This is a genomic window from Bradyrhizobium sp. WSM1253 (assembly GCF_000244935.1).
GTDB classification, from domain to species: Bacteria; Pseudomonadota; Alphaproteobacteria; order Rhizobiales; family Xanthobacteraceae; genus Bradyrhizobium; species Bradyrhizobium canariense.
The window spans coordinates 4615085-4639251 of record NZ_JH600073.1 but is presented as its reverse complement, the minus strand read 5'-3'; the positions used below and the strand labels follow the sequence as shown (position 1 = coordinate 4639251).

Here is a 24167-nt window from a genome sequence, read left to right as displayed (position 1 = left end):
TCGTCTTATCTCAGCGCTTGCGCTCGGGTCCGCAGACCGTGCCCTGCTCGACCATCGCGTCGATCTCGGACCTGGAGTAGCCGAACTCGCCCAGCACCTCGGCGGCGTGCTGGCTGAATTTCGGCGGCAGGCGACGTAGGCTCGGCTTGCTGCGATCGAGCCGGATCGGGGATGCCACGCCCTTGTACCAATCCTTCTCGATGATATCGCCGCGCGCGATCGTGTGCGGGTTGGTCAACGCTTGGTCGATCCTCTGCACGGGGCCTGCGGGCAGGCCCGCAGCGAGCAGGCGATTGCACAGCGGCTCGGCCTCGTGCTGGCTGAACACGGCGGCGAGCTCGGCCCGCAGCGCCTCGCGATTGGCGATGCGGTCCTTGTTGCGCGCAAAGCGCGGATCGGTGCCGAGCTCGGGCTTGCCGATCTCCTTGGCGAGCTTGCGGAAGGTGCCGTCATTACCGACGCCGATGAAGATGTTGTCGGTCTTGGTCGGGAAGATCGCATAGGGCACGAGGTTGGGATGCTCGTTGCCGGTGAGCGCCGGCGGCTTGCCATGCATGAAATAATTCGCGGTGTGCGGATGCATGATGGCAAGGCCGGTCTCGTACAGCGTGGTCTCCAGGAACTGGCCCTGGCCCGAGCGCTGCCGCTCCGACAACGCCATCAAGATGCCGATCGCCGCATAGAGGCCGGTGCCGATGTCGACCAGCGGCACGCCGATCCGCATCGGCCCGCTCTCGGGCGAGCCGGTCGCCGCGATCATGCCGGTCATGGCCTGGATGATGGCGTCATAGCCGGGATTGCCGCCGCGGGGACCGTCGGCGCCGAAGCCGCAGATCCGGCAATGCACGAGGCGCGGAAATTTTTCGCGCAGCACCTCGTTGCCGATGCCCCATTTCTCCAGCGTGCCCGGCTTGAAATTCTCGATCAGGACGTCGGCGCTCTCCAGCATCTTGAGCAGCACGGTCCGGCCGCCCTCGGAGGCGAGATCGAGGCCGATCGAGCGCTTGTTGCGGTTGATGCCGATGAAATAGGCTGCGTCTTCGTCGTGGAAGGGAGGGCCCCAGTCGCGCACCTCGTCGCCTGCGGGCGGCTCGACCTTGATCACGTCGGCGCCATGGTCGGCGAGGATCTGGGTGCAATAGGGCCCGCCGAGCACGCGCGTGAGATCGATGACGCGCAGGCCGCTCATTGCGCCCGTGGCGGCTCCAGAACTGGCGGCTTCAGTCATGCCTTCGCGTCCCCTGTGTCGATGTGATCACAGGCCTAACGAGGTTCGTCCGAGCGGGCAATGGCTTCCCGCGTAGGGCGTCATGCAGGCGGTCGCCGCAATCCCGCGGGATGGCAAATCAAGGGAAGCGGCTGGCCTGAGAGGGATCCCGGGTCAGCCGCTTCACCGAACCGATCAGACGACCGTCAGGCGAACGTCGACATTGCCGCGCGTCGCGTTGGAATACGGGCACACCTGGTGCGCCTTCTCGACCAGCGCCTCGGCTTCCGCGCGGGCGAGGCCCGGCAACGAGACGGCAAGGTCGATGTCGAGACCGAAGCCGCCGGCCGCGCGCGGGCCGATGCCGACGGTCGAGGTCACGGAGGCGTCGGCCGGAACCTTGGGGCCGCCCTGCGAAGACACGAACTTCATCGCGCCGATGAAGCAGGCGGCATAGCCGGCCGCAAACAGCTGCTCGGGATTGTTGCCCGCGCCGCCTCCGCCGCCGAGCTCCTTCGGCGTGGTGAGCTTGACGTCGAGCGCGCCGTCGAGGGTCGCAGCATGGCCGTCGCGGCCGCCGGTGGCCTTTGCGCTGGTCTTGTAGAGGACGTTCACTGACATTTTCGTCTCCCTGTGTGTTCGGGTGGGGTGCGATCCTTATTGCAAACAATTAGATTGTGCGCAATTGAAATTATGGCGCCTCACATTTAATTGTTCGCAATTGAATGTGGCGACGGCCGGCCCCAGAATGGAAGCAAGTCCTGTGAGATTCTCCATGCCCCGGAAACATTCGGCAGCGGACGCGCCGCTGCGCCTCGACAACCAGATCTGCTTCGCGGTCTATTCGGCCGCGCACGCCTTCAACCGCGTCTACAAGCCGCTGCTGGACCGGCTCGGCCTGACCTATCCGCAATATCTGGTGATGCTGGTGCTGTGGGAGCGCGACGACGTGCCGGTCAAGGACATCGGCGAAAAGCTGCACCTGGATTCGGGCACGCTGACGCCGCTGCTCAAGCGGCTGGAGGCGGCCCACCTCGTCAAGCGCACCCGCTCGAGCGAAGACGAACGTCAGGTGCTGATCGCATTGACGCCGCAGGGCCAGGCCCTGAAGGACAAGGCGCGCGCCGTGCCGCAATCGATCCTGGCCGCGTCGGACTGCTCGGTCTCGGAACTGGTCGCGATGAAGGATGAGATTGTGGCGCTGAGGGACCGGTTGAATGCGGTGATCGGGGAGTAGGGGAAGAGGTGCGCTCTTAGGACAGCCGCTTCTTTGTGAAGGCCCGGCCGGAGTGAGACTTCAGGTACGCTTCAAAAGCGAGCGCTTTGTACTTGTCACGGAAGGCGCAGTACCAGATCAGCTTCCAAGGCTTGAACTTGGCGGTGTGGGTGGATTTGCCAGCATTGTGCTCTGGAATCCGGCGCTTCAGATTTTCCGTGGCCCCAACGTATTCCTGCTCGGGAAATTCGATGCTGCGGAGGATGTAGACGGACCACATTGACGATTATCGCCTGGGCAGCCGCTGCGTGGGAATCTCACCAGCCCGTCTTCGCCCTTCGGGCTTCGCCGGACACCACGCTTCGCCCTTCGGGCTGTGCGCGGCTGCGCCACGCGTAGCCTTAAGGCGTAGGAATCTCACCAGTCCGTCTTCGCCCTTCGGGCTTCGCCGGACACCACGCTTCGCCCTTCGGGCTGTGCGCGGCTGCGCCACGCGTAGCCCGAAGGGCGAAGCGTGGTGGAGCCAGGCGGGATCGAACCGCCGACCTCTTGCATGCCATGCAAGCGCTCTCCCAGCTGAGCTATGGCCCCTTAACCGTCCGACGCGCCTTGGGCGACGCGTCGGGAAAGACCCAGAACCACAGTTCTGGAATTATCTCAAGTCTCTTCGTCACCGCCGACATCACCAATGATGTCGGTGACGTCCTCATCGCCCTCTTCGTCGTCGGCGATAAAGGTCGAATCATCGTCGTCATCGTCCTCGATGGTCTCATCGACTTCGATGTCGTCCTCGGATTCGGGCACGACGGCCTTGACCTTGCCGGTGTTCTCCTCGGCATCGGCCTCCTCGAGCGAGACCTCCTCGACCTCCGCCGGCTCCGGCGTGGCGTCGGCGGCAGCGGCTGCGTGGCGGGCTTCGGCGCCGCGGGGCGCGCGCGCCGGCGCGATGGGCGCGATCGGCACGACTTCTCCGGTATAGGGCGAGATCACCGGATTCTTGTTGAGGTCATAGAACTTTTTGCCCGTCGTCGGGCAAATACGTTTAGTTCCGAGTTCGGACTTGGCCACGGCAGAGGAATCCTGGAAATGTCTGAAAAGCGGTGCTTCACTTGGCTAGTTGGCGGCCCGCTGTCAATAGCGCATTACGGGAGAACGACATGCCCGTGACGGCGGGGAGACCGTGTGGTACCTGCCCCGCGAGTCCCGCAGGGACGTTTCGGGCCTATCCAAGGACACAAACTTGACCGATTCCGACAAGCCGACGCCGCTCCAGTCGCGCGCCAGCGGTCCCCTGACCGGGAAAGTACGGGTGCCCGGAGACAAGTCGATCTCCCACCGTGCCCTCATCCTCGGCGCGCTCGCGGTCGGAGAGACACGGATTTCGGGCCTCCTGGAGGGCGAGGACGTCCTTAACACCGCCAAATCCATGCAGGCGCTTGGCGCCAGGGTCGAGCGCACCGGAGATTTCGCCTGGAAAGTCGACGGCGTGGGTGTCGCAGGCTTCGCGGAGCCCAAAGCGCCGCTGGATTTCGGCAACTCCGGCACCGGCTGCCGGCTCGTCATGGGCGCCGTCGCCGGCTGCCCGATCTCTGCGATTTTCGACGGCGATGCCTCGCTGCGCACCCGGCCCATGCGCCGGATTCTGGACCCGCTGGAAAAGATGGGCGCGAAGGTCGTCGCCGGCGGCGAGGGCGGCCGTCTGCCGTTGACGGTCCAGGGTGCGCGCGATCCGCTGCCGATCACCTACAAGACCCCGGTCGCCTCGGCGCAGATCAAATCCGCCGTGCTGCTCGCGGGCCTGGCCGCGCCCGGCATCACCACGGTCATCGAGACCGAGGCCAGCCGCGACCACACCGAGCTGATGCTCAAGCATTTCGGCGCCGAGATCACCTCGGTGCGGGAAGGTCAGCACGGCCGCCGTATCACGCTCGTGGGGCAGCCGGAGTTACATGGCGCCAATGTCGTCGTGCCCGCCGATCCCTCATCGGCGGCGTTCCCCATCGTTGCCGCGCTGATCGTCGAAGGTTCCGAAATCGTTCTGTCCGACGTCATGACCAATCCGCTGCGCACCGGTCTTTTCACCACGCTGCGCGAAATGGGTGCCTCGATTGAGGAAAGTGAAGTTCGCAGCGACGCCGGCGAGCCGATGGCGAAGCTGCGCGTACGCGCCTCGAAATTGCGCGGTGTCGAGGTGCCGCCGGAGCGCGCACCGTCGATGATCGACGAATATCTGGTGCTGGCGGTGGCGGCCGCCTTTGCCGAGGGCACGACCATCATGCGCGGCCTCCAGGAGCTGCGCGTCAAGGAATCCGACCGTCTTGAAGCCACCGCCGCGATGCTCCGCGTCAACGGCGTCAAGGTCGAGGTCTCCGGCGACGATTTGATCGTCGAAGGCCGCGGCCATGTTCCCGGCGGCGGCGTCGTGGCCACCCACATGGACCATCGCATCGCGATGTCCGCGCTGGTGATGGGCTGCGCGTCCGACCAGCCGGTGACCGTCGACGACACCGCCTTCATCGCCACCAGTTTTCCGGATTTCATTCCGATGATGCGTTCGCTTGGGGCCGATTTTTCATGATCATCGCCATCGACGGGCCCGCGGCGTCGGGCAAGGGCACGCTCGGCAAGCGCCTCGCCCACCATTACGGCTACCGTCATCTTGATACCGGCGTGATCTATCGCGCGGTGGCCTATTCCCTGATGCAGTCCGGTCATGATCTCCGGGACGAGGCGGCGGCGGTCGCTGCGGCGCTGGAACTCGATCCCGAGAAGTTCGGCAATCCCGCCCTGAAGACCCAGAAGGCCGGCGAGGGCGCCTCCATCGTCTCGGCGATCCCAAGGGTGCGCGAAGCCCTGATCAGTTTTCAGCGGCAATTCGCCGCCGATCCGCCGGGCGCCGTGCTCGATGGGCGGGATATTGGAACCGTGATCTGCCCCCATGCCGACGTGAAGATCTTCGTCGTCGCCGACCCCAAAGTCCGCGCCCGCCGCCGGACCATGGAGGCCAAGGCGAGGGGTGAGGAGGCCGATGAGGCCGCCGTACTCGCCGACATCATCCAGCGCGACGAACGCGACAAGAACCGGGCGATCGCGCCCCTGAAGCCGGCCGCGGATGCTTACTTGCTAGATAACTCCCAACTGGATATAGAAGGCGGCGTCCGGGCCGCCATCGACATTATCGAGGCCGTCCGAGCGGGCCGGTCGCGGGGTTAAGCCGCTGCCGTCATTGGAGGAAGCGCCCGCTCCCGCTCTTTGAGGTCGATACTCTCGGTCCCTGCTTGGGGCCGACGCGATCCAGGCTCCGGACAAAAGATTTCCACGTATCGCACGCGCGGGCCTCAGCCGGCCCGCTTCCGCTGTTCCGTCCTCCAGGTCGGAGCAGCGAGCGGTCGCTCGAAGGTTCTGCGGACCTTCCGACACTGCGCGTACGATGCGCCCAAGAACCCAACGGCCGGCACGACATCCGCAACTGGAGAACAAATGGCTTCGACTTCTGCTGATACCTATAGCCCGTCGCGCGACGATTTCGCCGCGATGCTCGACGAGTCCTTCGCAGGCGGCAACCTGCAGGAAAGCTCAGTCATCAAGGGCAAGGTTGTTGCAATCGAAAAGGACATGGCCGTCATCGACGTCGGCCTGAAGACCGAGGGCCGCGTTGCCCTGCGCGAATTTTCCGGCCCCGGCCGTGACAGCGAGCTCAAGGTCGGCGACGAGGTGGAAGTGTTCCTCGATCGGATCGAGAACGCCCTCGGCGAAGCCGTGCTGTCGCGCGACAAGGCGCGCCGCGAAGAGAGCTGGGGCAAGCTCGAGAAGGCCTTCCAGAACAACGAGAAGGTCAACGGCGTCATCTTCAACCAGGTCAAGGGCGGCTTCACCGTCGACCTCGACGGTGCCGTGGCCTTCCTGCCGCGTTCGCAGGTCGACATCCGTCCGATCCGCGACGTTGCGCCGCTGATGAACAACTCGCAGCCGTTCCAGATCCTCAAGATGGACCGTCGCCGCGGCAACATCGTCGTGTCCCGCCGCACGGTTCTCGAAGAGACCCGCGCCGAGCAGCGTCAGGAGCTGGTGCAGAACCTCGAAGAGGGTCAGGTCATCGACGGCGTGGTCAAGAACATCACCGATTACGGTGCGTTCGTTGATCTCGGCGGCATCGACGGTCTGCTGCACGTCACCGATATCGCGTGGCGCCGCGTCAACCATCCGACCGAGGTGCTCTCGATCGGCCAGACCGTGAAGGTCAAGATCATCAAGATCAACCACGAGACGCACCGCATCTCGCTGGGCATGAAGCAGCTGTTGGACGATCCGTGGCAGGGCATCGAAGCCAAGTACCCGCTGGGTGCCCGCTTCACCGGTCGCGTCACCAACATCACCGACTACGGCGCGTTCGTCGAGCTCGAGCCGGGCATCGAAGGCCTGATCCACGTCTCCGAGATGTCGTGGACCAAGAAGAACATGCACCCCGGCAAGATCGTTTCGACCTCGCAGGAAGTCGAAGTGCAGGTGCTCGAAGTCGATTCCGTCAAGCGCCGCATCTCGCTCGGCCTCAAGCAGACCATGCGCAACCCGTGGGAGGTCTTCGTCGAAGGTCACCCGACCGGTTCGACGGTCGAGGGCGAGGTCAAGAACAAGACCGAGTTCGGTCTGTTCCTGGGCCTCGAAGGCGACGTCGACGGCATGGTCCATCTCTCCGACCTCGACTGGAAGCAGCCGGGCGAGCAGGTGATCGACAACTACAAGAAGGGCGACATGGTGAAGGCCGTGGTGCTCGATGTGGACGTCGAGAAGGAGCGCATCTCCCTTGGCATCAAGCAGCTCGAAGGCGACCCCTTCGCCGAGCCGGGCGACGTCAAGAAGGGCGCTGTCGTGACCTGCGAAGTGATCGACGTGAAGGAGAGCGGTATCGAGGTGAAGATCACCGGTACCGACTTCACCACGTTCGTGAAGCGCTCGGAGCTCGCCCGTGACCGCAACGATCAGCGCGCCGAACGCTTTGCCGTCGGCGAGAAGGTCGATGCCCGGGTGATCCAGTTCGACAAGAAGGCCCGCAAGGTCCAGGTGTCGATCAAGGCGCTCGAAGTCGCCGAAGAGAAGGAAGCCATCGCGCAGTACGGCTCCTCCGATTCGGGGGCGACGCTCGGCGACATTCTCGGCACCGCGCTCAAGAACCGCGACACCAAGTAAGCGAAACGCAGGTTTCGCTGCACCAAAGCCCCGGCGCGAGCCGGGGCTTTTTTGTTGTTGAGGTCGTAGCCCGGATGGAGCGAAGCGCAATCCGGGAAAGCCTCTCCGTGAGGCGAGAACCCCGGATTACGTTTGCGCTCCATCCGGGCTACGCCGCTACCGGCCTTGTTTTCTTCTAATTGCGCCGCAATTGATGTATCCAGATAAGCCAATGGTGACGCTGCGACGGCACAACGCGCCTGGCCTTTCATTTGGAGATATCTCGATGTCGCTCGATTCGGACATCATCGTCGATCGCCGCAGGATCCGCCGCAAGCTGACGTTCTGGCGCGTCTTGGCCGCGCTGATCGCGATCGCGGCGATCGCTGGCTTCGCACTGGTCGCGACGCCGGGTGCGCGCGGCACGTTCGCGTCCGCCGGCTCGATCGCGCGGGTCCAGATCGACGGCCTGATCCGCAGCGATTCCGATCGCACGCAGGCGCTCGAGCGGCTGGAGAATTCGCAGGCTGCCGCCGTCATCGTCCACATCAACTCGCCGGGCGGCACCACCGCCGGCTCCGAGCAGCTCTACGATTCCCTTGTGAGTCTGAAGGCGAAGAAACCGCTCGTAGTCGTCGTCGAAGGCCTCGCGGCTTCCGGCGGCTACATCACCGCGATCGCCAGCGATCACATCATCGCCCAGCAGAGCTCGCTGGTCGGCTCGATCGGCGTGCTGTTCCAGTTTCCGAACGTCTCGGAGCTGTTGAAGACCGTCGGCGTCAAGGTCGAGGAGGTAAAGTCCACGCCGCTGAAGGCCGCGCCCAACGGTTTCGAGCCAACCAGCCCCGAGGCACGGGCCGCGCTCGATGCGCTGGTGAAGGATTCCTATGCCTGGTTCAAGGGATTGGTGAAGGATCGGCGTGGCATGGATGACACGCAGCTCGAGAAAGTGGTTGATGGCCGTGTCTTCACCGGACGCCAGGCCATCGATCTCAAGCTGATCGACCAGATCGGCGACGAGAAGACCGCCGTGACCTGGCTGGTCGAGCAGAAGGGCGTCAAGAAGGGGCTCTCCGTGCGCGATTACAAGCTGCAGCCGCGCTTCAGCGATCTGCCGTTCCTCAAGACGGCGGCCGCAGTGACGCTGGAAGCACTGGGTTTAGGCTCGATTGCGCATCAAATCGGACAAACCGGCGTCGCACAGGCGGTCGATCGGCTCGGAATGGATGGAATGCTCGCCTTGTGGCAGCCGGCGGCGTCGAACTGACGGAACCGGGCGAGCCCCGGAGGTTTTTCCCGTTCGGCGCGTGCAGGGCCAGCCTGCTTTTTTGGCATTTGTCACGTATTTTCACGACGCTCAACCTTCATTTAGCGTCTTGACAGATCACGGTATTTTCACGGAAATGGTCGTCCGCACGCTCCCGGGTCCTATCTCTCGATGATCAAATCCGAACTTGTTCAGCGTATCGCCGAGCACAACCCGCATCTGTACCAGCGGGATGTCGAGAACATTGTGAATGCGATTCTCGAAGAGATCGTAGCGGCTCTCGCGCGCGGTGACCGCGTCGAGTTGCGCGGCTTCGGTGCCTTCTCGGTCAAGCATCGCCCTGCGCGCGCAGGGCGCAATCCGCGCACCGGCGCCCATGTGCCTGTCGATCAGAAGAGCGTTCCGTTCTTCAAGACCGGCAAGGAAATGCGCGAACGGTTGAATCGCGACCATCCGGATCCAGGCGCGCCAGACTGAGGTCCACCTCAGGGTTTCCGGCGGTCGCCACCGATGCGGCCGCAACTTTGATTCAAGGCGAGCGAGCCGAGATGCGAAAATTCCTGACCGCGCTGGTCGTGATTCCGCTGGGCCTGATCCTGATGATCTTTGCCGTCGCCAACCGGCATTTCGTCACGGTCTCGTTCGATCCCTTCGTGTCCAACGACCCGTCATTCTCGGTCACGCTGCCGCTGTTCCTGCTCCTGATCGTGGTGGCCGCGCTCGGGGTTCTCGCGGGCGGTTGTGCCGTCTGGTTCGGCCAGCGGCACTGGCGGCGTGCGGCGCGCCGGCATGACGCGGATGCCCGGGCCGCGCGAGGCGAGCTGGCCGATCTGCGGGCCCAGGCGGCCGCAGCAAGGCCCGAGTCCCAGCGCCTCCCCGTTCCCTCCGGGGTGGGGCTTTACGGGCCCGTCGGGCGAGACAAGCAGCGCGCGACGTTGTAGAAGCGGCCGCGACCGAAAAGCCCGTTTTCCGGCCGCGGACCTGCGGCCTCCATTTGCTTTGAGCCCATATCCGTCGAGAACATGTCCCTGCTCGTCAAAATCTGCGGCCTGTCCACGCCCGAGACGCTCGAAACGGCGCTCGAGGCGGGTGCCGACATGGTGGGCTTTGTGTTCTTCCCGCCGTCCCCGCGGCATTTGTCGCTGGAAGCCGGCCGGGGGCTCGGCCGGCAGGTGAAGCGGCGCGCGCTCAAGGTCGCCCTCACCGTCGATGCCGACGACGCCACGCTCGACAACATCATGGACGCGCTGTCGCCGGACATTTTCCAGCTTCATGGCACGGAAAGCGTGGCCCGGCTGCGCGACATCAAGCAGCGGTTCGGTCGCCCGGTGATGAAGGTCGTGCCGGTCGCAACGTCAGCCGATCTCGCCGTGCTGCCCGGCTACGCAGAGGTGGCCGAACGCATCCTGTTCGACGCGCGCGCACCGAAGGACGCGACCCGGCCCGGCGGCCTCGGTGCACCGTTCGATTGGCATTTGCTCGGAAACCTGGAGCTTGCGTTGCCGTATATGGTCTCGGGCGGCCTCAGCGCCGACAACGTCGCCGAAGCCGTTCGCGTCACCCGCGCCGGTGGTGTGGACGTCTCCTCCGGTGTCGAGAGCGCCCCGGGCGTGAAGGATCCCGGGATGATCAAGGCCTTCATTCGCGCCGCGCGCGCAAGCCAAGATGCAAGTCAAGAGTTGAGCGTCCGATGAATGTTGTAAAACCCAATTCCTATCGCAGCGGCCCCGACGAGCGCGGCCATTTCGGCATTTTCGGCGGACGCTTCGTCGCCGAAACCCTGATGCCGCTGATCCTCGATCTGGAGAAAGCCTACACCGATGCCAAGGCCGATCCGGCCTTCCAGATCGAGATGAACGGCTATCTCAAGAATTACGTCGGCCGGCCCTCGCCGCTTTATTTCGCCGAGCGTCTGACCGAACATCTCGGCGGCGCCAAAATCTATCTCAAGCGCGAAGAGCTCAACCACACCGGCTCGCACAAGGTGAACAACGTGCTCGGCCAGATCATGCTGGCGCGGCGGATGGGCAAGAAGCGCATCATCGCCGAGACCGGCGCCGGCCAGCACGGTGTCGCCACCGCGACGCTGTGCGCGCGCTTCGGCCTGGAATGTATCGTCTATATGGGCGCCGTCGACGTCGAGCGGCAGCAGCCCAACGTCATCCGCATGGAGATGCTGGGCGCAACGGTGGTCCCGGTGCAGTCGGGCACGCGCACGCTGAAGGACGCCATGAACGAGGCGCTGCGCGATTGGGTCACCAACGTGCACAACACGTTCTACTGCATCGGCACGGTCGCAGGGCCCCATCCCTATCCGACGCTGGTGCGCGACTTCCAGTCGATCATCGGCAATGAGACCAAGGCGCAGATGCAGGAGATCGAAGGCCGCCTGCCGGATTCGCTGGTCGCCTGCATCGGCGGCGGCTCCAACGCGATGGGCCTGTTTCATCCGTTCCTTGACGATTCCTCGGTCGAGATCTTCGGCGTCGAAGCTGCGGGCCACGGGCTGACGCAACTGCATGCGGCATCGATCGCGGGCGGCCGTCCCGGCGTGCTGCACGGCAACCGCACCTATCTCCTGATGGACGCGGACGGCCAGATCCAGGACGCGCATTCGATCTCCGCCGGCCTCGACTATCCCGGCATCGGCCCCGAGCACTCCTGGCTGCACGAGATCGGCCGCGTGAACTATCTCTCCGCGACCGACGACGAGGCGCTCGCAGCGTTCCAGCTGCTGTCAAAGCTGGAAGGCATCATCCCCGCGCTCGAACCGGCACATGCCATCGCCAAGGTGATGGAGCTCGCGCCGAAGCGGACAAAAGATCACCTGATGGTCGTCAACCTCTCCGGCCGCGGCGACAAGGACGTCCCGCAGGTCGGCGACATCCTGAGGGGCAAGAGCAAGTGACCACGCGTATCGACACCCGTTTCGCAGAGCTGAAGAAAGCCGGCCGCTCGGCCTTCGTCACCTTCGTGATGGCCGGCGATCCCGATCCGGCGACCTCGCTCGAGATCATCAAGGCGCTGCCGAAAGCGGGCGCCGACGTGATCGAACTCGGCATGCCCTTCACCGATCCGATGGCCGACGGTCCCTCGATCCAGGCGGCAGGTCTGCGCGCGCTCAAGGCCGGCATGACGCTGAAGAAGACGCTCGATCTCGTGCGCGGCTTCCGCAAGGACGACAACACGACGCCGATCGTGCTGATGGGCTACTACAACCCGATCTACATCTACGGCGTCGACAAATTCCTGGTCGATGCGAAAGCCGCCGGCATCGACGGCCTCATCATCGTCGATTTGCCGCCGGAAGAGGACGACGAGCTCTGCCTGCCCGCGATGAAGGCCGGCCTTAATTTCATCCGCCTGGCGACGCCGACCACCGACGACAAGCGCCTGCCGGCCGTGCTCGCCAACACCTCGGGCTTTGTCTACTACGTCGCGATTACCGGCATCACCGGTGCGGCGGCTGCGGACGCCTCCGCCGTCGGCGAGGCCGTTATCCGCATCAAGCGGCACACCGAGCTGCCGGTCTGCGTCGGCTTCGGCATCCGCACGCCGGAGAATGCCCGCGCGATTGCCTCGCATGCCAATGGCGCCGTGGTCGGCACCGCGCTGGTCGATGCCCTCAAGAACAGCCTCGATGCGGACGGGCACGCCACCGGCAAAACCGTCAACGCCGTCGCTGAGCTGACGGCGGCACTCGCGCAGGGCGTCAAAGGCGCGCAACAGGCGGCGGAATAGGCCACAATTTCGCTGCCAAGTCCGGCGAGCAAGTCCGACGAGCAAGGCCGACGATATGGCGGCTTGCCGGGCCGGGTCCCGGCCGCCATATATCTCTTCAGGCGGTCCCCAGGCGGGATCGCACATCGGAGCAAACCATGAACTGGCTTACCAATGTGGTCCGGCCGAAGATCCGCAACATGCTGCGGCGGGAGACGCCGGAGAATCTGTGGATCAAGTGCCCGGATTCCGGACAGCTCGTGTTCTACAAGGACGTCGAGGCCAACCAGTTCGTCATCCCCGGCTCGAACTATCATATGCGCATGAACGCGGTGGCGCGTCTGAAGTCGATTTTCGACAACGAGACCTGGTACGACGTCGCGCTGCCTGACGTCACGCCCGATCCGCTCAAGTTCCGTGACGAGAAGAAGTACGTGGATCGCATCAAGGATGCGCGCGCGCGAACCAACCTCAACGACGCGATCAAGGTCGGCTACGGCAAACTCGAAGGTGCCGCCGTCGTCGTCGCCGTGCAGGATTTCGACTTCATGGGCGGCTCGCTCGGCATGGCCGCGGGCGAAGCCATCGTGCGCGGGCTCGAGCTTGCGGTCGAGAAGAAATCACCCTTCATCGTGTTCGCCGCCAGTGGTGGCGCGCGCATGCAGGAAGGCATCCTGTCACTGATGCAGATGCCGCGCACCACGGTCGCGGTGCAGATGCTGCGTGAAGCGAAACAGCCCTACATCGTCGTGCTGACCAACCCGACCACCGGCGGCGTCACCGCGTCTTACGCGATGCTCGGCGACGTGCAGATCGCCGAGCCCGGTGCGCTGATCGGTTTTGCCGGCGCGCGCGTGATCGAGCAGACCATTCGCGAAAAACTTCCCGAGGGTTTTCAGCGCGCCGAATATCTCAAGGAGCACGGCATGGTCGACATGGTCGTGCATCGCCACGAATTGCGCCCGACCCTGGCGCGGCTCTGCCGTCTGTTGACCAGGGCGCCGGCGCTGGAGAGTGGATCCAAACCGGTGCAGCCGGTCGTGAGCCCGGCGCAGATCGTATCGGCTCCCGAAACGGCGCCGGCCGCGCCGCACGCGTGAACGCTTCCTCTGACAGCGCAAAGCCGCCGCTCGGCGAATTGATCGGGCGGCTGTCGGCCCTGCATCAGAAACGCATCGATCTCGGGCTGGATCGGATGCACCGCCTGCTCGAGCGGCTCGGTCACCCCGAGCGCAAGCTGCCGCCGGTGATCCACATCGCCGGTACCAACGGCAAGGGCTCGACGCTGGCTTATCTGCGCGCGACGCTGGAAGCCGCAGGCCTGCGCGTCCACGCCTACACATCGCCCTATCTCGTTCGCATCAACGAATGTTTCCGGCTCGGCCGCGTCGGCGGCGGCGTGCTGGTCGATGACGACGAGTTGCGCGCGGCACTGGAAGAGGTCGAGCGTGTCAATGCCGGTGAGCCGGCCACCCTGTTCGAGCTCAAGACGGCGGCTGCATTTCACCTGTTCGCGCAGAACCCGGCCGATGTGGTTCTGCTGGAGGTCGGCCTTGGGGGCCGGCTTGATTCAACCAATGTGGTTGACGCGCCGGCGGCCTGCGTGATCACGCCTATCAGCATGGACCACATGGATTTCCTCGGCGATACTTTGACGTCGATCGCCGGCGAAAAGGCTGCAATCATCAAGCAGGGCGTGCCCGTGGTGTGCGCCGAGCAGCCGGGTGAGGCGATGGCCGTGATCGAGGCGCAGGCCAAGCGCATGCGGGCGCCGTTGTTTGCCGCGGGCGAGAGCTGGCATGTCAACGTCGAGCACGGGCGCCTGGTTTATTCCGACGAGCGCGGCTTGATGGATCTCACAGCGCCGCGCCTGTTCGGTCGCCACCAGTTCGACAATGCCGGTCTCGCCATCGCAACGCTGCGGGCCACCAACGCCTTCAAGATCAACCAAGCGGCGTTCGAGGCCGGGATCGTCGGTGCGGAATGGCCGGCACGGATGCAGCGCATCGCTTCGGGCGAGTTGCTCGCTCTCGGCCCGCAGGGCTCGGAGATCTGGCTCGACGGCGGCCACAATGCGGAAGGCGGCCGCGTTGCGGCGGCCGCGCTCGGCGATCTCGAAGAGCGGGTGTCGCGGCCGCTGGTCGTGATCGCCGGCATGATGGCCAACAAGGACGCGCAGGCTTTTCTCGCCAATTTCGCCGGTTTGACCCGTCACATCATCGCGGTGCCGATTCCCGACACCGACAACGCGATGCCGGTCGACCGCCTCACGGATGCCGCCCGCAGCCTCGGCATGCGCGTCGAGCCCGCGCCCGGCGTCGAGGCCGCACTGCGCGCCTTGGCGAAGCTCGCCTACGAAGTGCCGCCGCGCATCCTGATCACCGGCTCGCTCTATCTCGCCGGCCACGTGCTCGCCATCAACGGCACGCCTCCTGCATAGAGGTTGGGTAGCCCGGATGGAGCGAAGCGCAATCCGGGATTGTACCAAAAGCGACAAAGGCCCCGGATTACGCTTCACTCCATCCGGGCTACAGGAAGACCCATGCGTTTTGCAGCGATTGCCGACGTCCACGGAAATTACCTCGCGCTGGAAGCTGTGCTCGCCGACATCCGCGCGCAAGGCGTCTCCGACATCGTCAATCTCGGCGACATGCTGAGCGGTCCGCTCGATGCCGGCCGGACCATCGAAATCCTGATGCAGCTCGATGCCGTGCACGTGCTCGGCAATCACGACCGCTATCTGCTCGACCGTCCTCCGGAGAAGATGGGTTCGTGGGATCGTCCGGCCCATGCAGCGCTCGACGCCGCGCAACTCGACTGGCTGCGTGCCCAGCCGATGACGCGCGTCTTTCGCGAGCAGGTGTTCCTCTGCCACGCGACGCCCGACAGTGACGAAGTCTATTGGCTCGATACCGTGCATCCCGACGGCGCGGTGGCGCTGTCGCCGCTCGATCGCATCGAGCAATTTGCGCAAGGCATCACGCAATCGCTGATCCTGTGCGCCCACACCCATCTCGCCCGTGCCGTGCGACTTCGAGATGGAAGGCTGATCGTCAATCCCGGCAGCGTCGGCAGCCCCGGCTATCGCGACAAGCATCCGTTCCCGCATGTCGTGGAGGCCGGTACGCCGCACGCGCGTTACGCGATCCTCGAGCTGGCCGATGGTGCCTGGCAGGTCACGTTCCACCATGTCGTCTACGATCATGAGGCGATGGCCGCGCTTGCTCGCCGCAACGGCCAGCCGGAGCTGGCGAACGCGCTGGCGACGGGATGGATTGCCTAGCGCCGTCGCCTCGTAGCCTGGATGGAGCGAAGCGCAATCCAGGAATCGTGCCACAAATGACGACGGCCCCGGATTACGCTGCGCTCCATCCGGGCTACCGGTTACGGCTGTTTCAACAGCTTCATCGGATCGGCCACCTTCTGCTTCAGCTGCTCGAAGCTGCATTGCCGCGGGGCCTTGTCGGGACGCCAGCGCAGAATCGAGGTGCCGTGGCGAAAGCGCTCGCCGCTGAAATGGTCGTAGCAAACCTCGATCACCAACTTCGGCTTGAGCGGACACCACTTGGCCGAGCGCTCGGTGGACCAGCGGCTCGGCCCGCCCGGCGCGTTGCCGGTGAAGCCCGGCTCGCCGATCAGCGCCTCCAGCCGATCGGTCAGACCGGGCTTGTCCGTCGCCTTGATCGCCGAGGTGAAGCCGACATGATGCAGGAGACCTTCGTCGTCATAGAGTCCGAGTAGCAGCGATCCCACCACCTTCCGGCCGGCGATCTTGTTGGTGGCATAGCGGAAGCCGCCGACCACGCAATCGGCGCTGCGGAATTTCTTGATCTTCTGCATGCCGTCGCGATTTCCCGCCTGGTAGGGCAGGTCGATGCGCTTGGCGATGACGCCGTCCGAGCCGCCGCCGGATTGCGCCAGCCATTTCCTCGCAATGGCGTAGCTCGTGGTCGCCGGTGAGAGGCGGAAGATGCTGCCTTTCAGATGGGCCTTGGCAAACGCTTCCAGCGCCGGCCGTCGTTCGCTCAGCGGCTGCTCGGCAAGTTGTTTCTCCCGGGCCGTCGCAAGCAGATCGAAAGCGAGATAGAGCGCCGGCGTCTCCTCCGTGAGCTTCTTCACGCGGCTCGCCGCAGGGTGAATGCGTTGCAGGAGCGCGTCGAAGGAAAATCCCTTGCCGTGCGGCACGACGATCTCGCCGTCGAGCGTGAAGCGATCCGCCTTCAGCTTCAGCGCCGCGGCGACGATCTCAGGGAAATAGCGCGCGAGGTCTTCACCGGATTTCGAGCGCAGATCAATGCTGCCGCCGTTGCGCGACAGCAGGCAGCGGAAGCCATCCCATTTCGGCTCGTATTGCCACTCCTTGCCGCGCGGGATCTCGTCGACCGAGCGCGCCTCCATCGCCACGAGGGACGTCGATTTTCGCGCGCACTTTGCGGGAGGAGGAGGCAACAGGCGGGACTCATCATACGCTGGACATGTCCCATCAACGCAAAACGGCCGGCTTTCGCCGGCCGTTTCCAAAAATATTCTTGTGCGAGCCGGATCAGACCGCGGAAGTGATCCACTGCTGCAGCTTCGCCTTCGGCGCCGCGCCGACCTGGCGGGAGGCCATCTCGCCGCCCTTGAAGATCATCAGGGTCGGGATCGACATCACGCCATATTTCGACGCGGTCTTCGGGCTCTCGTCGACGTTGAGCTTCACGATCTTGACTTTGTCGCCCATCGCGCCGGCGATCTCGTCGAGCGCGGGTGCGATCATGCGGCAGGGGCCGCACCATTCGGCCCAGAAATCGACGACCACGGGGCCGTTTGCCTTGAGCACTTCGGCTTCGAAATCGGTGTCAGAAACCTTACCAACGGCCATGGGAGTACCTCGTACCTGAGAGAAGGGCGCGACGGGAATCGCGCCCGAGATCATGGCGTCAACCTATGAATGGCTCCTTGCCGGGTCAAGGACGCTCACACCGAGATGAAGAGATGCCAGCGCCGCGTCCAGCGCGGGAGCCGAAATCTCCATATATTCAAGGGCCTCGGTCCAGAGCAGGACGGCGCGGATCGGCTTTTGGGGATAAAGCCTCGATAGCACCGCCCGGTACAGCGCCAGCTGCCGGACATAGGCGGCGGGCGCCGCATGGGCGCTCTTGGAAGCCGCCTGATTGGTCTTGAAATCGACGATCAAGACCTCATCCGGCCGAACGACCAGCCGGTCGATCTGGCCGGACACCAGCGCGGGAGCGTGGCCCGGCCGTTCCAGCCTGCCGACAATCGCGACCTCCGCCCGGCTGCCGGCGGCAAACACGGGGGCAAACCGTGGTTCGGCGATCAAGGCGAGCACCTTGTCGGCCAGCGCGGCCCGGTCGGCCTCCGCCCAGTCCGCGGCATTGCGCGCCATGAAGCCGAGCGCGGCCTCGCGCCGACGCTCGGTGGGGATGTCGGGGAGCGATTGCAGCAGCCGGTGCACCAGCGTGCCGCGTTGCAGCGCGAGCGCGCGGGACTGCACTGATTCGCCCGACAGCACGGTGCGGCCTTCCCCGGACGGCTGGCCGGAGGGGCGCACCGGATCGTCTTCGATGGTCTCGGGCGGTACCGGCGTCCGCAGCCAGACCGGGAGCGCGGTCGTCTGGTCCAACGAGATCGCGGGCGTGCCCAGCGCCACGACATCCTCCGGTCGGGAGAAGCGCGTTACCTTTCCCAGCGGCGTCTCGATCGTCTCTTTCGCCAGGCCCGAGCCGGCGAGCCCGGTGTCGACCAGATCGTACCAGCTCAGCTTGCGGACCGTCTTCATGTTGCCGGGCATGCAGCCGCCGACGATGAGCCGGTCGGCGGCGCGCGTCATCGCGACGTAGAGCAGGCGGCGGTATTCGTCCTCGGTCTCCTCGAGCATCGCCTTGCGGGCGTCGGCGACGGGCTTGGGATCGTCCGCCTTGCGTCCGGCCCAGACCACCACCTCGCCGCCATTGCCGCGCGGGACCTGGATCAGCCGGAGCCGCTGCGAATCCGCGGGCGACGATGTGGTGTCGACCATGAACACGACCGAGGCCTCCAGGCCCTTGGCGCCGTGCACGGTCATCACCCGCACCTCGTCGCGCGAGATCTCCATGTCGCGCTTCACCTCAGTATCGGCCGAGCGCAGCCAGGCCATGAAACCCTGCAGCGAGGCCGGCGCCTTGCGCTCGTAATTCAGCGCCAGCTCCAGGAACTCATCGAGCGCGTCATTGGCCTCATGGCCGAGCCGGCGCAGCATGCGCGCGCGTCCGCCGTCGCCCCCGAGCAACCAGGCGTAAAAGGCGAACGGCGTCTCCTCGCGGGCTCGGGTTTCGCAGGCTTCGAGGCGTCGCAACGCCGCAGTGAATGTCTCGCTTGTCGGGGCATGTTCGCCGAGCGCGCGGCGCAGCGATCCCTTGCGGTCATGGGCCAGCTGGAACAGATCGTCGTCATCGAGCCCGAACAGCGGGCTCTTCAGCGCCACCGCGAGCGCGAGATCGTCCTGCGGCAGCAGCAGCGCGTCCGCAAGATTCATTAGGTCGATGATTCCGATGTGCTCAGTGAGCTTGAGCCGATCGGCGCCGGCGACCGGAACGTTGGCGTGCTTCAGCGCCTGGATCACTGCATCGAACGCGTTGCCGCGGCGGCGCACCAGGATCAGCATGTCGCCATAACGCAGGGGACGCCGCTCGCCCTCGTGGCCCGTCAGCGTGCCGCTCTCGACCAGCCGCTTGATCTCGGTCTGGATCCGGCGCGCGAGCTTCACCTCTGGGCTGGTGGCGGCGACGCCGTCGAACGGCGCGCGCCAGCCCTCGATCTCCTGCCTGTCGTCGGCTTCCGCAAGGTCCCAGAGCTCGATCACGCTGGGACCTGCATCGCCGAGAGCGTTGTGCAGGGGATGACCGGTCTCGAGCGAATGGATGCTCTTGTAGATCGCGGGCTCGCGGAAGACGTGGTCCACCGAATGCAGGATCGCGGCGCCGGAGCGGAACGAATAGGTGAAGGCGACCGGATCGAATTTCAGTCCGGCCGCCGTGAACTTGCGGTGCAGCTCGCGTCGGCGTGCGTCGAACTCCCGGGGCTGAGCACCCTGAAAGGAGAAAATCGACTGCTTCTCGTCGCCGACAGCGAAGACGGTGCGATTCAGGCCTTCGCGCGCACCTTCGCCGGCGGTGAATTCCGAGATGATGTGCGCGACGATGTCCCATTGCCGCGGGCTGGTGTCCTGGGCTTCGTCGATCAGCACGTGATCGACGCCGCGGTCGAGCTTGTAATGCACCCAGCCCGAGGAAACGCGGTCGAGCATCGCCAGCGTCTTGTCGATCAAATCGTCATAGTCGAGCAGGCCGCGCTCCTGCTTCTCGCGACGGTAGTTTGCGGCGGCGGCGGTTGCGATATGCAGCAGGGCCGCGCTGCGGTCGCGCATGGTCACCGCGCGGCGCTTCTCGATCAATCCTGCCAGGCGTTGCGCCTCGTTCTCGAACAGGCGGGCGACGGATGGTTTCTGCTCGCCGAACTTCTTGGTCAGCACCGCCTTGCGCGGCAGCTTTTCGTCGGTCAGGAAGACGCAGAGATAGGCATCGACCTGCGCGGCACCGGAAAACGCCTTTGCTTCGCGGAGCCGGCTGGCCTGGTCGTTGTCGGACTTGCTGCCGTCTTCCAGCGCGAAGGCGATGTCGTCCCAGCGCGATCGCGGCAGATACGGGCCGTCGAGAATCTCCGTCTCGACATCCTCGATGCGGTCGTTTGCGTCCACGCCCAGCACGGCCGCCATCTGCGCAGCAGCGGCCTCGGCGTTGCCGGCCTCATCGGTCCAGGCCATGAAGTGGTCGCGGCTGAGACATGCCTCGCGCACGACCTCCTTGAAGGTGACGTCGGCGGCGCTCGCCATCGCGGTCTGCAGCGCGCGGCCGGTGATGCTTTCAGGGTCGCGCGCGGCCTCCAGCAGCACCTTCAGATTGGCGCGCTCCATCATGTCGGTCTGGTCGCGCTCGTCGATCACGGCAAAGCGCGCGGGGACATTGGCCTCGAACGGAAACTGCTGGAGCAGGCGCGTGCACAGCGCGTGGATGGTCTGCACCTTCAACCCGCCCGGCGTCTCCAGCGCGCAGGCGAACAGCTTGCGCGCTTCGCGCCGCAGTTTTCGGTCCGGATGGGGAATGCCGACGTCACGGATCGCCGCATCGAGCGCGGTGTCGTCGAGCGTCACCCAATGCCCGAGCGTGGTGAACACGCGCTCGGCCATGTTGGCGGCAGCCGCCTTGGTGAAGGTGATGCAGAGGATCTTTTCCGGCGGCACGCCCGAGAGCAGCAGGCGGATCACGCGCTGCACCAGCACATGCGTTTTGCCCGAGCCGGCATTGGCCGACACGAAGGCCGACGCGGTCGGATCCGATGCGCGCGCCTGTCGCGCGCGCAACTCATCCGGGATGGGGCGCGGTGCCTTCACCATTCCTCGATCCCCAATCCACCGGCCGCGGACCATTCCTTGATCCGGGCGAGATCGTCATAGGCGCCGTAGCGGTTGGTCCACATCGGCAGGTTCAAGGAGGTATAGGGCTGGTTCTCGTCGTCGAAGGCGCGAATCAGCGCCTCGAGCTTGGCCCTGGCCTCAGCAGCCGCGGTGTCCGGCGGCTGCGGCTCGTCGCCTTGCCTATACTTGAGCTCGAGAACGCGCTCCTCGCCCGGCGGATTGTTGCCGCTCAGGCGAACATAGACGAGCTGGCTCACGGACGCACCAGCATCGATGTCGGGAAAACCGCCCTCGCGCAGGATCGCGGCTTCCAGCGTGAGCTGCGGCGACAGGCCCATGCGGACCTGCTTGCCGGTCGGTGGCTGGCCGGTCTTGTAGTCGAGGATAGCGTAGCCGCCGCCTTGGCGCCGTTCGATGCGGTCGGCGCGAGCGGAGAGACGGAAGCTGCGCCCATGGTCGAGCGGGATCGAGATTTCGCCGCGGGTTTCCGCGGTGATCACCTCGATCGCGCCGCGCCGCGCCGTCTCCCATTCGCCGAACCAGCGCGCGATGCGCTGGAAGCGCGGCCACCACAGCGCCCGCGCCTCGGGTCGCTCCATCAATGGCGCAAAGTATTTTTCGCCGATCGCGCGCAGCACGCGTGAGGGATCATCTGGCAGATCGGTGGCGTAGCGTTCCGTGAACTCGCCGAGCGCATCATGGATTGCCGAGCCGCGGTCGGCGGCCGACAGCGGCATGTCGACGGGATCGAGCGCGTCGAGCCGCAAAATGTGTTTTGCGTAGATCGTATAGGGATCGCGCAGCCAGTCCTCGATCCCGGTCACAGACATCCTGAGCGGCCGGGTCGCGCGGGGCGGTCGCGGCTCGGGCTGCTTGATCGGTCTCACCTCGTCGGGCTGGTCCAGCGCGGCTGCGAACCGCACGTATTTCTCGCCCGCGCGAATCGCGGCCTTCCAGTGCGCATCGCCCGCGACCGCCTCTAACCGATGCAGGAAGCGCGAGGCGACCGCCGGCGCACCGCCGGCCTTGGCGGAGTGGGTGAGGATGACCTCGTCGCCACCGAGCAGTTGCGCAAAATCGTGGGCGGAGAGGCCGATGCGGCGTTCCGGCAGATCGAGGCCGAGCTGGTGCCGCATCGGTCGGCTCAGCCACGGATCGATCCGCGGCGCCGGTGGCCAGACCCCCTCGATCAGGCCGCCAACGATGATGCGGTCGGCCTGCATCAGGCGCGATTCCAGCGGGCCGTAGATCTGCAAGCGCGCGCCCGGCCTGTCCCGCCGCCGCACCGCGCGATCGCTGAACGCGGTCTGGAAGACGTCTGCGTAGTCGGGCAGCGTGACCATCAATCCGCTGGTCGTGCCGCCGCGCAGGAGATCGTCGAAGGCGCTCGCGAGCGCGAGGCCTTCGCGCTCCTCGAACGCCAGCGGGATGCCCTGCTCGTCGCGCGACAGCTCGATCATGATCTCGCGATGCCGATGCGCGAGTTCGGCGAAGTCATATGGTCTTGATGATGCAAGACTCTCGATCGGCGCCAAGGCTTGTCGTAAGCCATCGATCAGCACCTGAATGCGATCGAGGTCTTCGGCCTTGAGACGTGCACGCGGCTCGGCCTTGTGCAGCGCGGAGACCTCGCTGCGCCACAGCTTTGCCAGTTCCTCGCGAAAGCGATTGAATTCGCGCAACAGGCCGGCGGTGCCCGCGGGCGGGCGCGTGCCGCGCAACAAAGCGAGCTCCAGGTCTTCGATCGCCGCCTTCCATGCACCAGACGCCCGGCCGATCCGGCATAGCGGATGCTTCAGCATCGCCAGCAGCGTCGGCGGCTCCAATCCCTTGGTCGCAGCCTCCGCTGTCAGTCGCGCAAAGACGCCGGCGGCGGTTTCCATCAGGACATCGCCGCCGGAATCATCGAATGCGAGATCCCATCGTGTCAGCGCAGCCATCACCCGCCGCGCCAGCGCGCGATCGGGCGTGACCAGCGCCGCGGATTTGTCGAGGTGCCGCGCCTCGCGCATCGCGATGGCGATGGCGAGCGCTTCCATTTCCGGGTTGGGGGCTTCGACAACCGCGAGGTTCTTCATGCCGCCGGTGATCTTCGCGGCCACATCCGGCTGCTTCAGCCGGTCGTGCCATATCTCGGTCTTGGCCGAGGGCCGCATCGATTCCGACGCCAGCAGATCGCGACCGCCTTCCGCCGGTGGCTGGAGACTATCGACGTCGCTGCGCTTGATGCCAAACCGATCCAGCAGCGCGTGCATGGCATATTGCGGATGGTTCGAGACCGGGTGCTCAGCGAACTTGCCGAGCGAATCGCGTACGCCGCCGATGCTGCGCCATGCATCGTCGTCGAGATCAGTGTCGAGGCCGGGCAGCACCACGGCGCCATGCGGCAGCGAGGCGACTGCATGGAGAAATCTTGCCGTGGCCGGCATCGAGCCGGTCGAACCGGCCGCGATCACGGGGCCTTGGTGATGCGCGGTCAGCCGCTTGGCTTCGGCATCGATCAGGAGGTCGCGGCGGGCAGCGGGCTCGATGCGTTTGATTTCGGCGAGATGACCCGGCCAAGCGATGCGCGCGATACGCAAAAATTCAAGCGAGTGCTGCCAGTACCGGTCGAGCATATCAGGTACGAGGCCATCGAGCGCGCTCCAGTCGACGCCGCGCGTGACCATGTCGTCGATCAGACGCGCGAGATCGGAAGCCAGCGCCAGCGTCGAGGCGGGGCCCCCGACGACCAGCGGAGACAGCACCGGGCCCTTGGCCCAGGCCGCGACGAGCTGCGCCAGTGTCAGCCGCCGTTCGAGCTCGCCGAGCCGCGGCGGAATGTCGAGCGGCGTTGCGCCGGAAAACTGTTCGCCCTCATCGGCGAAAGCGAGCTCATCCTCGTCGATGTCGCCGAGCGCGACGATGCGCGGCAGCACGACCGCATCCGCCTTCATCTCGTCGAGGAAGATCTCGCGGACGACGCGCATGGCGCGCCGTGTCGGCAGGTACAGCGTGGCGTCCGCCAGCCGCGCCGGTTCCTTGCGCGCCTCAAAGCCCTCGACCAGCCGGCCGTCGAGCAGGCTGGAGACGACGGTGCGCAGGAACGGAACTGAGATGGGAACGCTGAAAACGCGCATGAGCTGCCTGATTC

The 24167-nt window shown here is 65.4% G+C and carries 21 protein-coding genes and 1 tRNA gene; 13 read left to right on the top strand and 9 right to left on the bottom strand.

All coding sequences use genetic code 11. From position 1 onward, the window contains the following. Nucleotides 1-10 precede the first annotated feature (10 nt). Entirely contained in the window at nt 11-1228 is a 1218-nt protein-coding gene (locus tag BRA1253DRAFT_RS23360) for a CaiB/BaiF CoA-transferase family protein (RefSeq protein WP_007598426.1), read from the bottom strand. Between the two features lie 174 nt (nt 1229-1402). Beyond that, nucleotides 1403-1828 carry an organic hydroperoxide resistance protein gene (locus tag BRA1253DRAFT_RS23355; RefSeq protein WP_007598424.1) on the bottom strand — a complete coding sequence of 142 codons (426 nt, stop codon included), beginning with the start codon at nt 1826-1828 and terminating at the stop codon, nt 1403-1405. A gap of 154 nt (nt 1829-1982) precedes the next feature. Between BRA1253DRAFT_RS23355 and BRA1253DRAFT_RS23350 the strand changes: the two genes are divergently transcribed. Next, nucleotides 1983-2444 (top strand): MarR family winged helix-turn-helix transcriptional regulator, encoded by a 462-nt coding sequence (locus BRA1253DRAFT_RS23350; protein WP_007598419.1) that lies wholly within the window; start codon nt 1983-1985, stop codon nt 2442-2444. A gap of 16 nt (nt 2445-2460) precedes the next feature. On the opposite strand, the gene BRA1253DRAFT_RS23345 is transcribed toward BRA1253DRAFT_RS23350, so the two are convergent. The 3 genes from BRA1253DRAFT_RS23345 to BRA1253DRAFT_RS23335 form a co-directional block, all read right to left on the bottom strand. Continuing rightward, nucleotides 2461-2703 carry a GIY-YIG nuclease family protein gene (locus tag BRA1253DRAFT_RS23345; RefSeq protein WP_007598418.1) on the bottom strand — a complete coding sequence of 81 codons (243 nt, stop codon included), beginning with the start codon at nt 2701-2703 and terminating at the stop codon, nt 2461-2463. Between the two features lie 235 nt (nt 2704-2938). Further along, a tRNA-Ala gene (locus tag BRA1253DRAFT_RS23340) sits at nt 2939-3014 on the bottom strand. A 66-nt stretch (nt 3015-3080) separates the two neighbouring features. Then, nucleotides 3081-3491, bottom strand: a complete 411-nt coding sequence (locus BRA1253DRAFT_RS23335; RefSeq protein WP_007598417.1) for a TIGR02300 family protein — start codon at nt 3489-3491, stop codon at nt 3081-3083. Between the two features lie 172 nt (nt 3492-3663). On the opposite strand from BRA1253DRAFT_RS23335, the gene aroA reads away from it, so the two are divergent. The 12 genes from aroA (at nt 3664) to BRA1253DRAFT_RS23275 (ending at nt 15859) form a co-directional block, all read left to right on the top strand. Next, nucleotides 3664-5001 carry a 3-phosphoshikimate 1-carboxyvinyltransferase gene (aroA, locus tag BRA1253DRAFT_RS23330; protein WP_035993851.1) on the top strand — a complete coding sequence of 446 codons (1338 nt, stop codon included), beginning with the start codon at nt 3664-3666 and terminating at the stop codon, nt 4999-5001. Then, nucleotides 4998-5636 carry a (d)CMP kinase gene (gene cmk / locus BRA1253DRAFT_RS23325; RefSeq protein ID WP_007598415.1) on the top strand — a complete coding sequence of 213 codons (639 nt, stop codon included), beginning with the start codon at nt 4998-5000 and terminating at the stop codon, nt 5634-5636. The genes aroA and cmk overlap by 4 nt, the downstream gene beginning before the upstream one ends. Before the next feature lie 267 nt (nt 5637-5903). Further along, nucleotides 5904-7610 carry a 30S ribosomal protein S1 gene (gene rpsA / locus BRA1253DRAFT_RS23320; protein WP_007598413.1) on the top strand — a complete coding sequence of 569 codons (1707 nt, stop codon included), beginning with the start codon at nt 5904-5906 and terminating at the stop codon, nt 7608-7610. Nucleotides 7611-7875: 265 nt separating this feature from the next. Continuing rightward, nucleotides 7876-8856 carry a signal peptide peptidase SppA gene (gene sppA, locus BRA1253DRAFT_RS23315; RefSeq protein ID WP_007598412.1) on the top strand — a complete coding sequence of 327 codons (981 nt, stop codon included), beginning with the start codon at nt 7876-7878 and terminating at the stop codon, nt 8854-8856. A gap of 171 nt (nt 8857-9027) precedes the next feature. Continuing rightward, a complete protein-coding gene (locus tag BRA1253DRAFT_RS23310) occupies nt 9028-9333 on the top strand; it encodes an integration host factor subunit beta (protein ID WP_007598410.1) in 306 nt (101 codons plus the stop codon). 71 nt (nt 9334-9404) lie between these two features. Continuing rightward, a complete protein-coding gene (locus BRA1253DRAFT_RS23305; protein WP_007598407.1) occupies nt 9405-9797 on the top strand; it encodes a lipopolysaccharide assembly protein LapA domain-containing protein in 393 nt (130 codons plus the stop codon). Between the two features lie 81 nt (nt 9798-9878). Continuing rightward, nucleotides 9879-10550: a phosphoribosylanthranilate isomerase gene (locus BRA1253DRAFT_RS23300; RefSeq protein ID WP_007598405.1), complete on the top strand. Its 672-nt coding sequence runs from the start codon at nt 9879-9881 to the stop codon at nt 10548-10550. After that, entirely contained in the window at nt 10547-11764 is a 1218-nt protein-coding gene (gene trpB / locus BRA1253DRAFT_RS23295; RefSeq protein WP_007598404.1) for a tryptophan synthase subunit beta, read from the top strand. The genes BRA1253DRAFT_RS23300 and trpB overlap by 4 nt, the downstream gene beginning before the upstream one ends. Beyond that, complete coding sequence (gene trpA, locus BRA1253DRAFT_RS23290; protein ID WP_007598403.1) at nt 11761-12597, top strand: tryptophan synthase subunit alpha; 837 nt, start codon at nt 11761-11763, stop codon at nt 12595-12597. Before trpB ends, trpA begins: the two co-directional genes overlap by 4 nt. A gap of 137 nt (nt 12598-12734) precedes the next feature. Then, entirely contained in the window at nt 12735-13676 is a 942-nt protein-coding gene (gene accD / locus BRA1253DRAFT_RS23285) for an acetyl-CoA carboxylase, carboxyltransferase subunit beta (RefSeq protein ID WP_007598402.1), read from the top strand. Then, nucleotides 13673-15016 (top strand): folylpolyglutamate synthase/dihydrofolate synthase family protein, encoded by a 1344-nt coding sequence (locus tag BRA1253DRAFT_RS23280; RefSeq protein WP_007598401.1) that lies wholly within the window; start codon nt 13673-13675, stop codon nt 15014-15016. The genes accD and BRA1253DRAFT_RS23280 overlap by 4 nt, the downstream gene beginning before the upstream one ends. 102 nt (nt 15017-15118) lie before the next feature. After that, entirely contained in the window at nt 15119-15859 is a 741-nt protein-coding gene (locus BRA1253DRAFT_RS23275; RefSeq protein WP_007598400.1) for a metallophosphoesterase, read from the top strand. A 101-nt stretch (nt 15860-15960) separates the two neighbouring features. Here BRA1253DRAFT_RS23275 and BRA1253DRAFT_RS23270 read toward each other — a convergent pair whose 3' ends face one another. From BRA1253DRAFT_RS23270 to addB, 4 genes are all read right to left on the bottom strand, one after another. Next, the gene (locus BRA1253DRAFT_RS23270; RefSeq protein ID WP_007598399.1) at nt 15961-16974 is read right to left on the bottom strand and encodes an ATP-dependent DNA ligase; all 1014 of its coding nucleotides are present in this window, start codon (nt 16972-16974) and stop codon (nt 15961-15963) included. 145 nt (nt 16975-17119) lie between these two features. Continuing rightward, on the bottom strand, nt 17120-17440 hold the full coding sequence (gene trxA / locus BRA1253DRAFT_RS23265; protein WP_007598398.1) for a thioredoxin: 321 nt from the start codon (nt 17438-17440) through the stop codon (nt 17120-17122). 63 nt (nt 17441-17503) lie between these two features. Continuing rightward, nucleotides 17504-21013: a double-strand break repair helicase AddA gene (addA, locus tag BRA1253DRAFT_RS23260; RefSeq protein ID WP_007598397.1), complete on the bottom strand. Its 3510-nt coding sequence runs from the start codon at nt 21011-21013 to the stop codon at nt 17504-17506. Continuing rightward, on the bottom strand, nt 21007-24153 hold the full coding sequence (gene addB, locus BRA1253DRAFT_RS23255) for a double-strand break repair protein AddB (RefSeq protein WP_007598396.1): 3147 nt from the start codon (nt 24151-24153) through the stop codon (nt 21007-21009). Before addB ends, addA begins: the two co-directional genes overlap by 7 nt. Nucleotides 24154-24167: the final 14 nt, after the last annotated feature.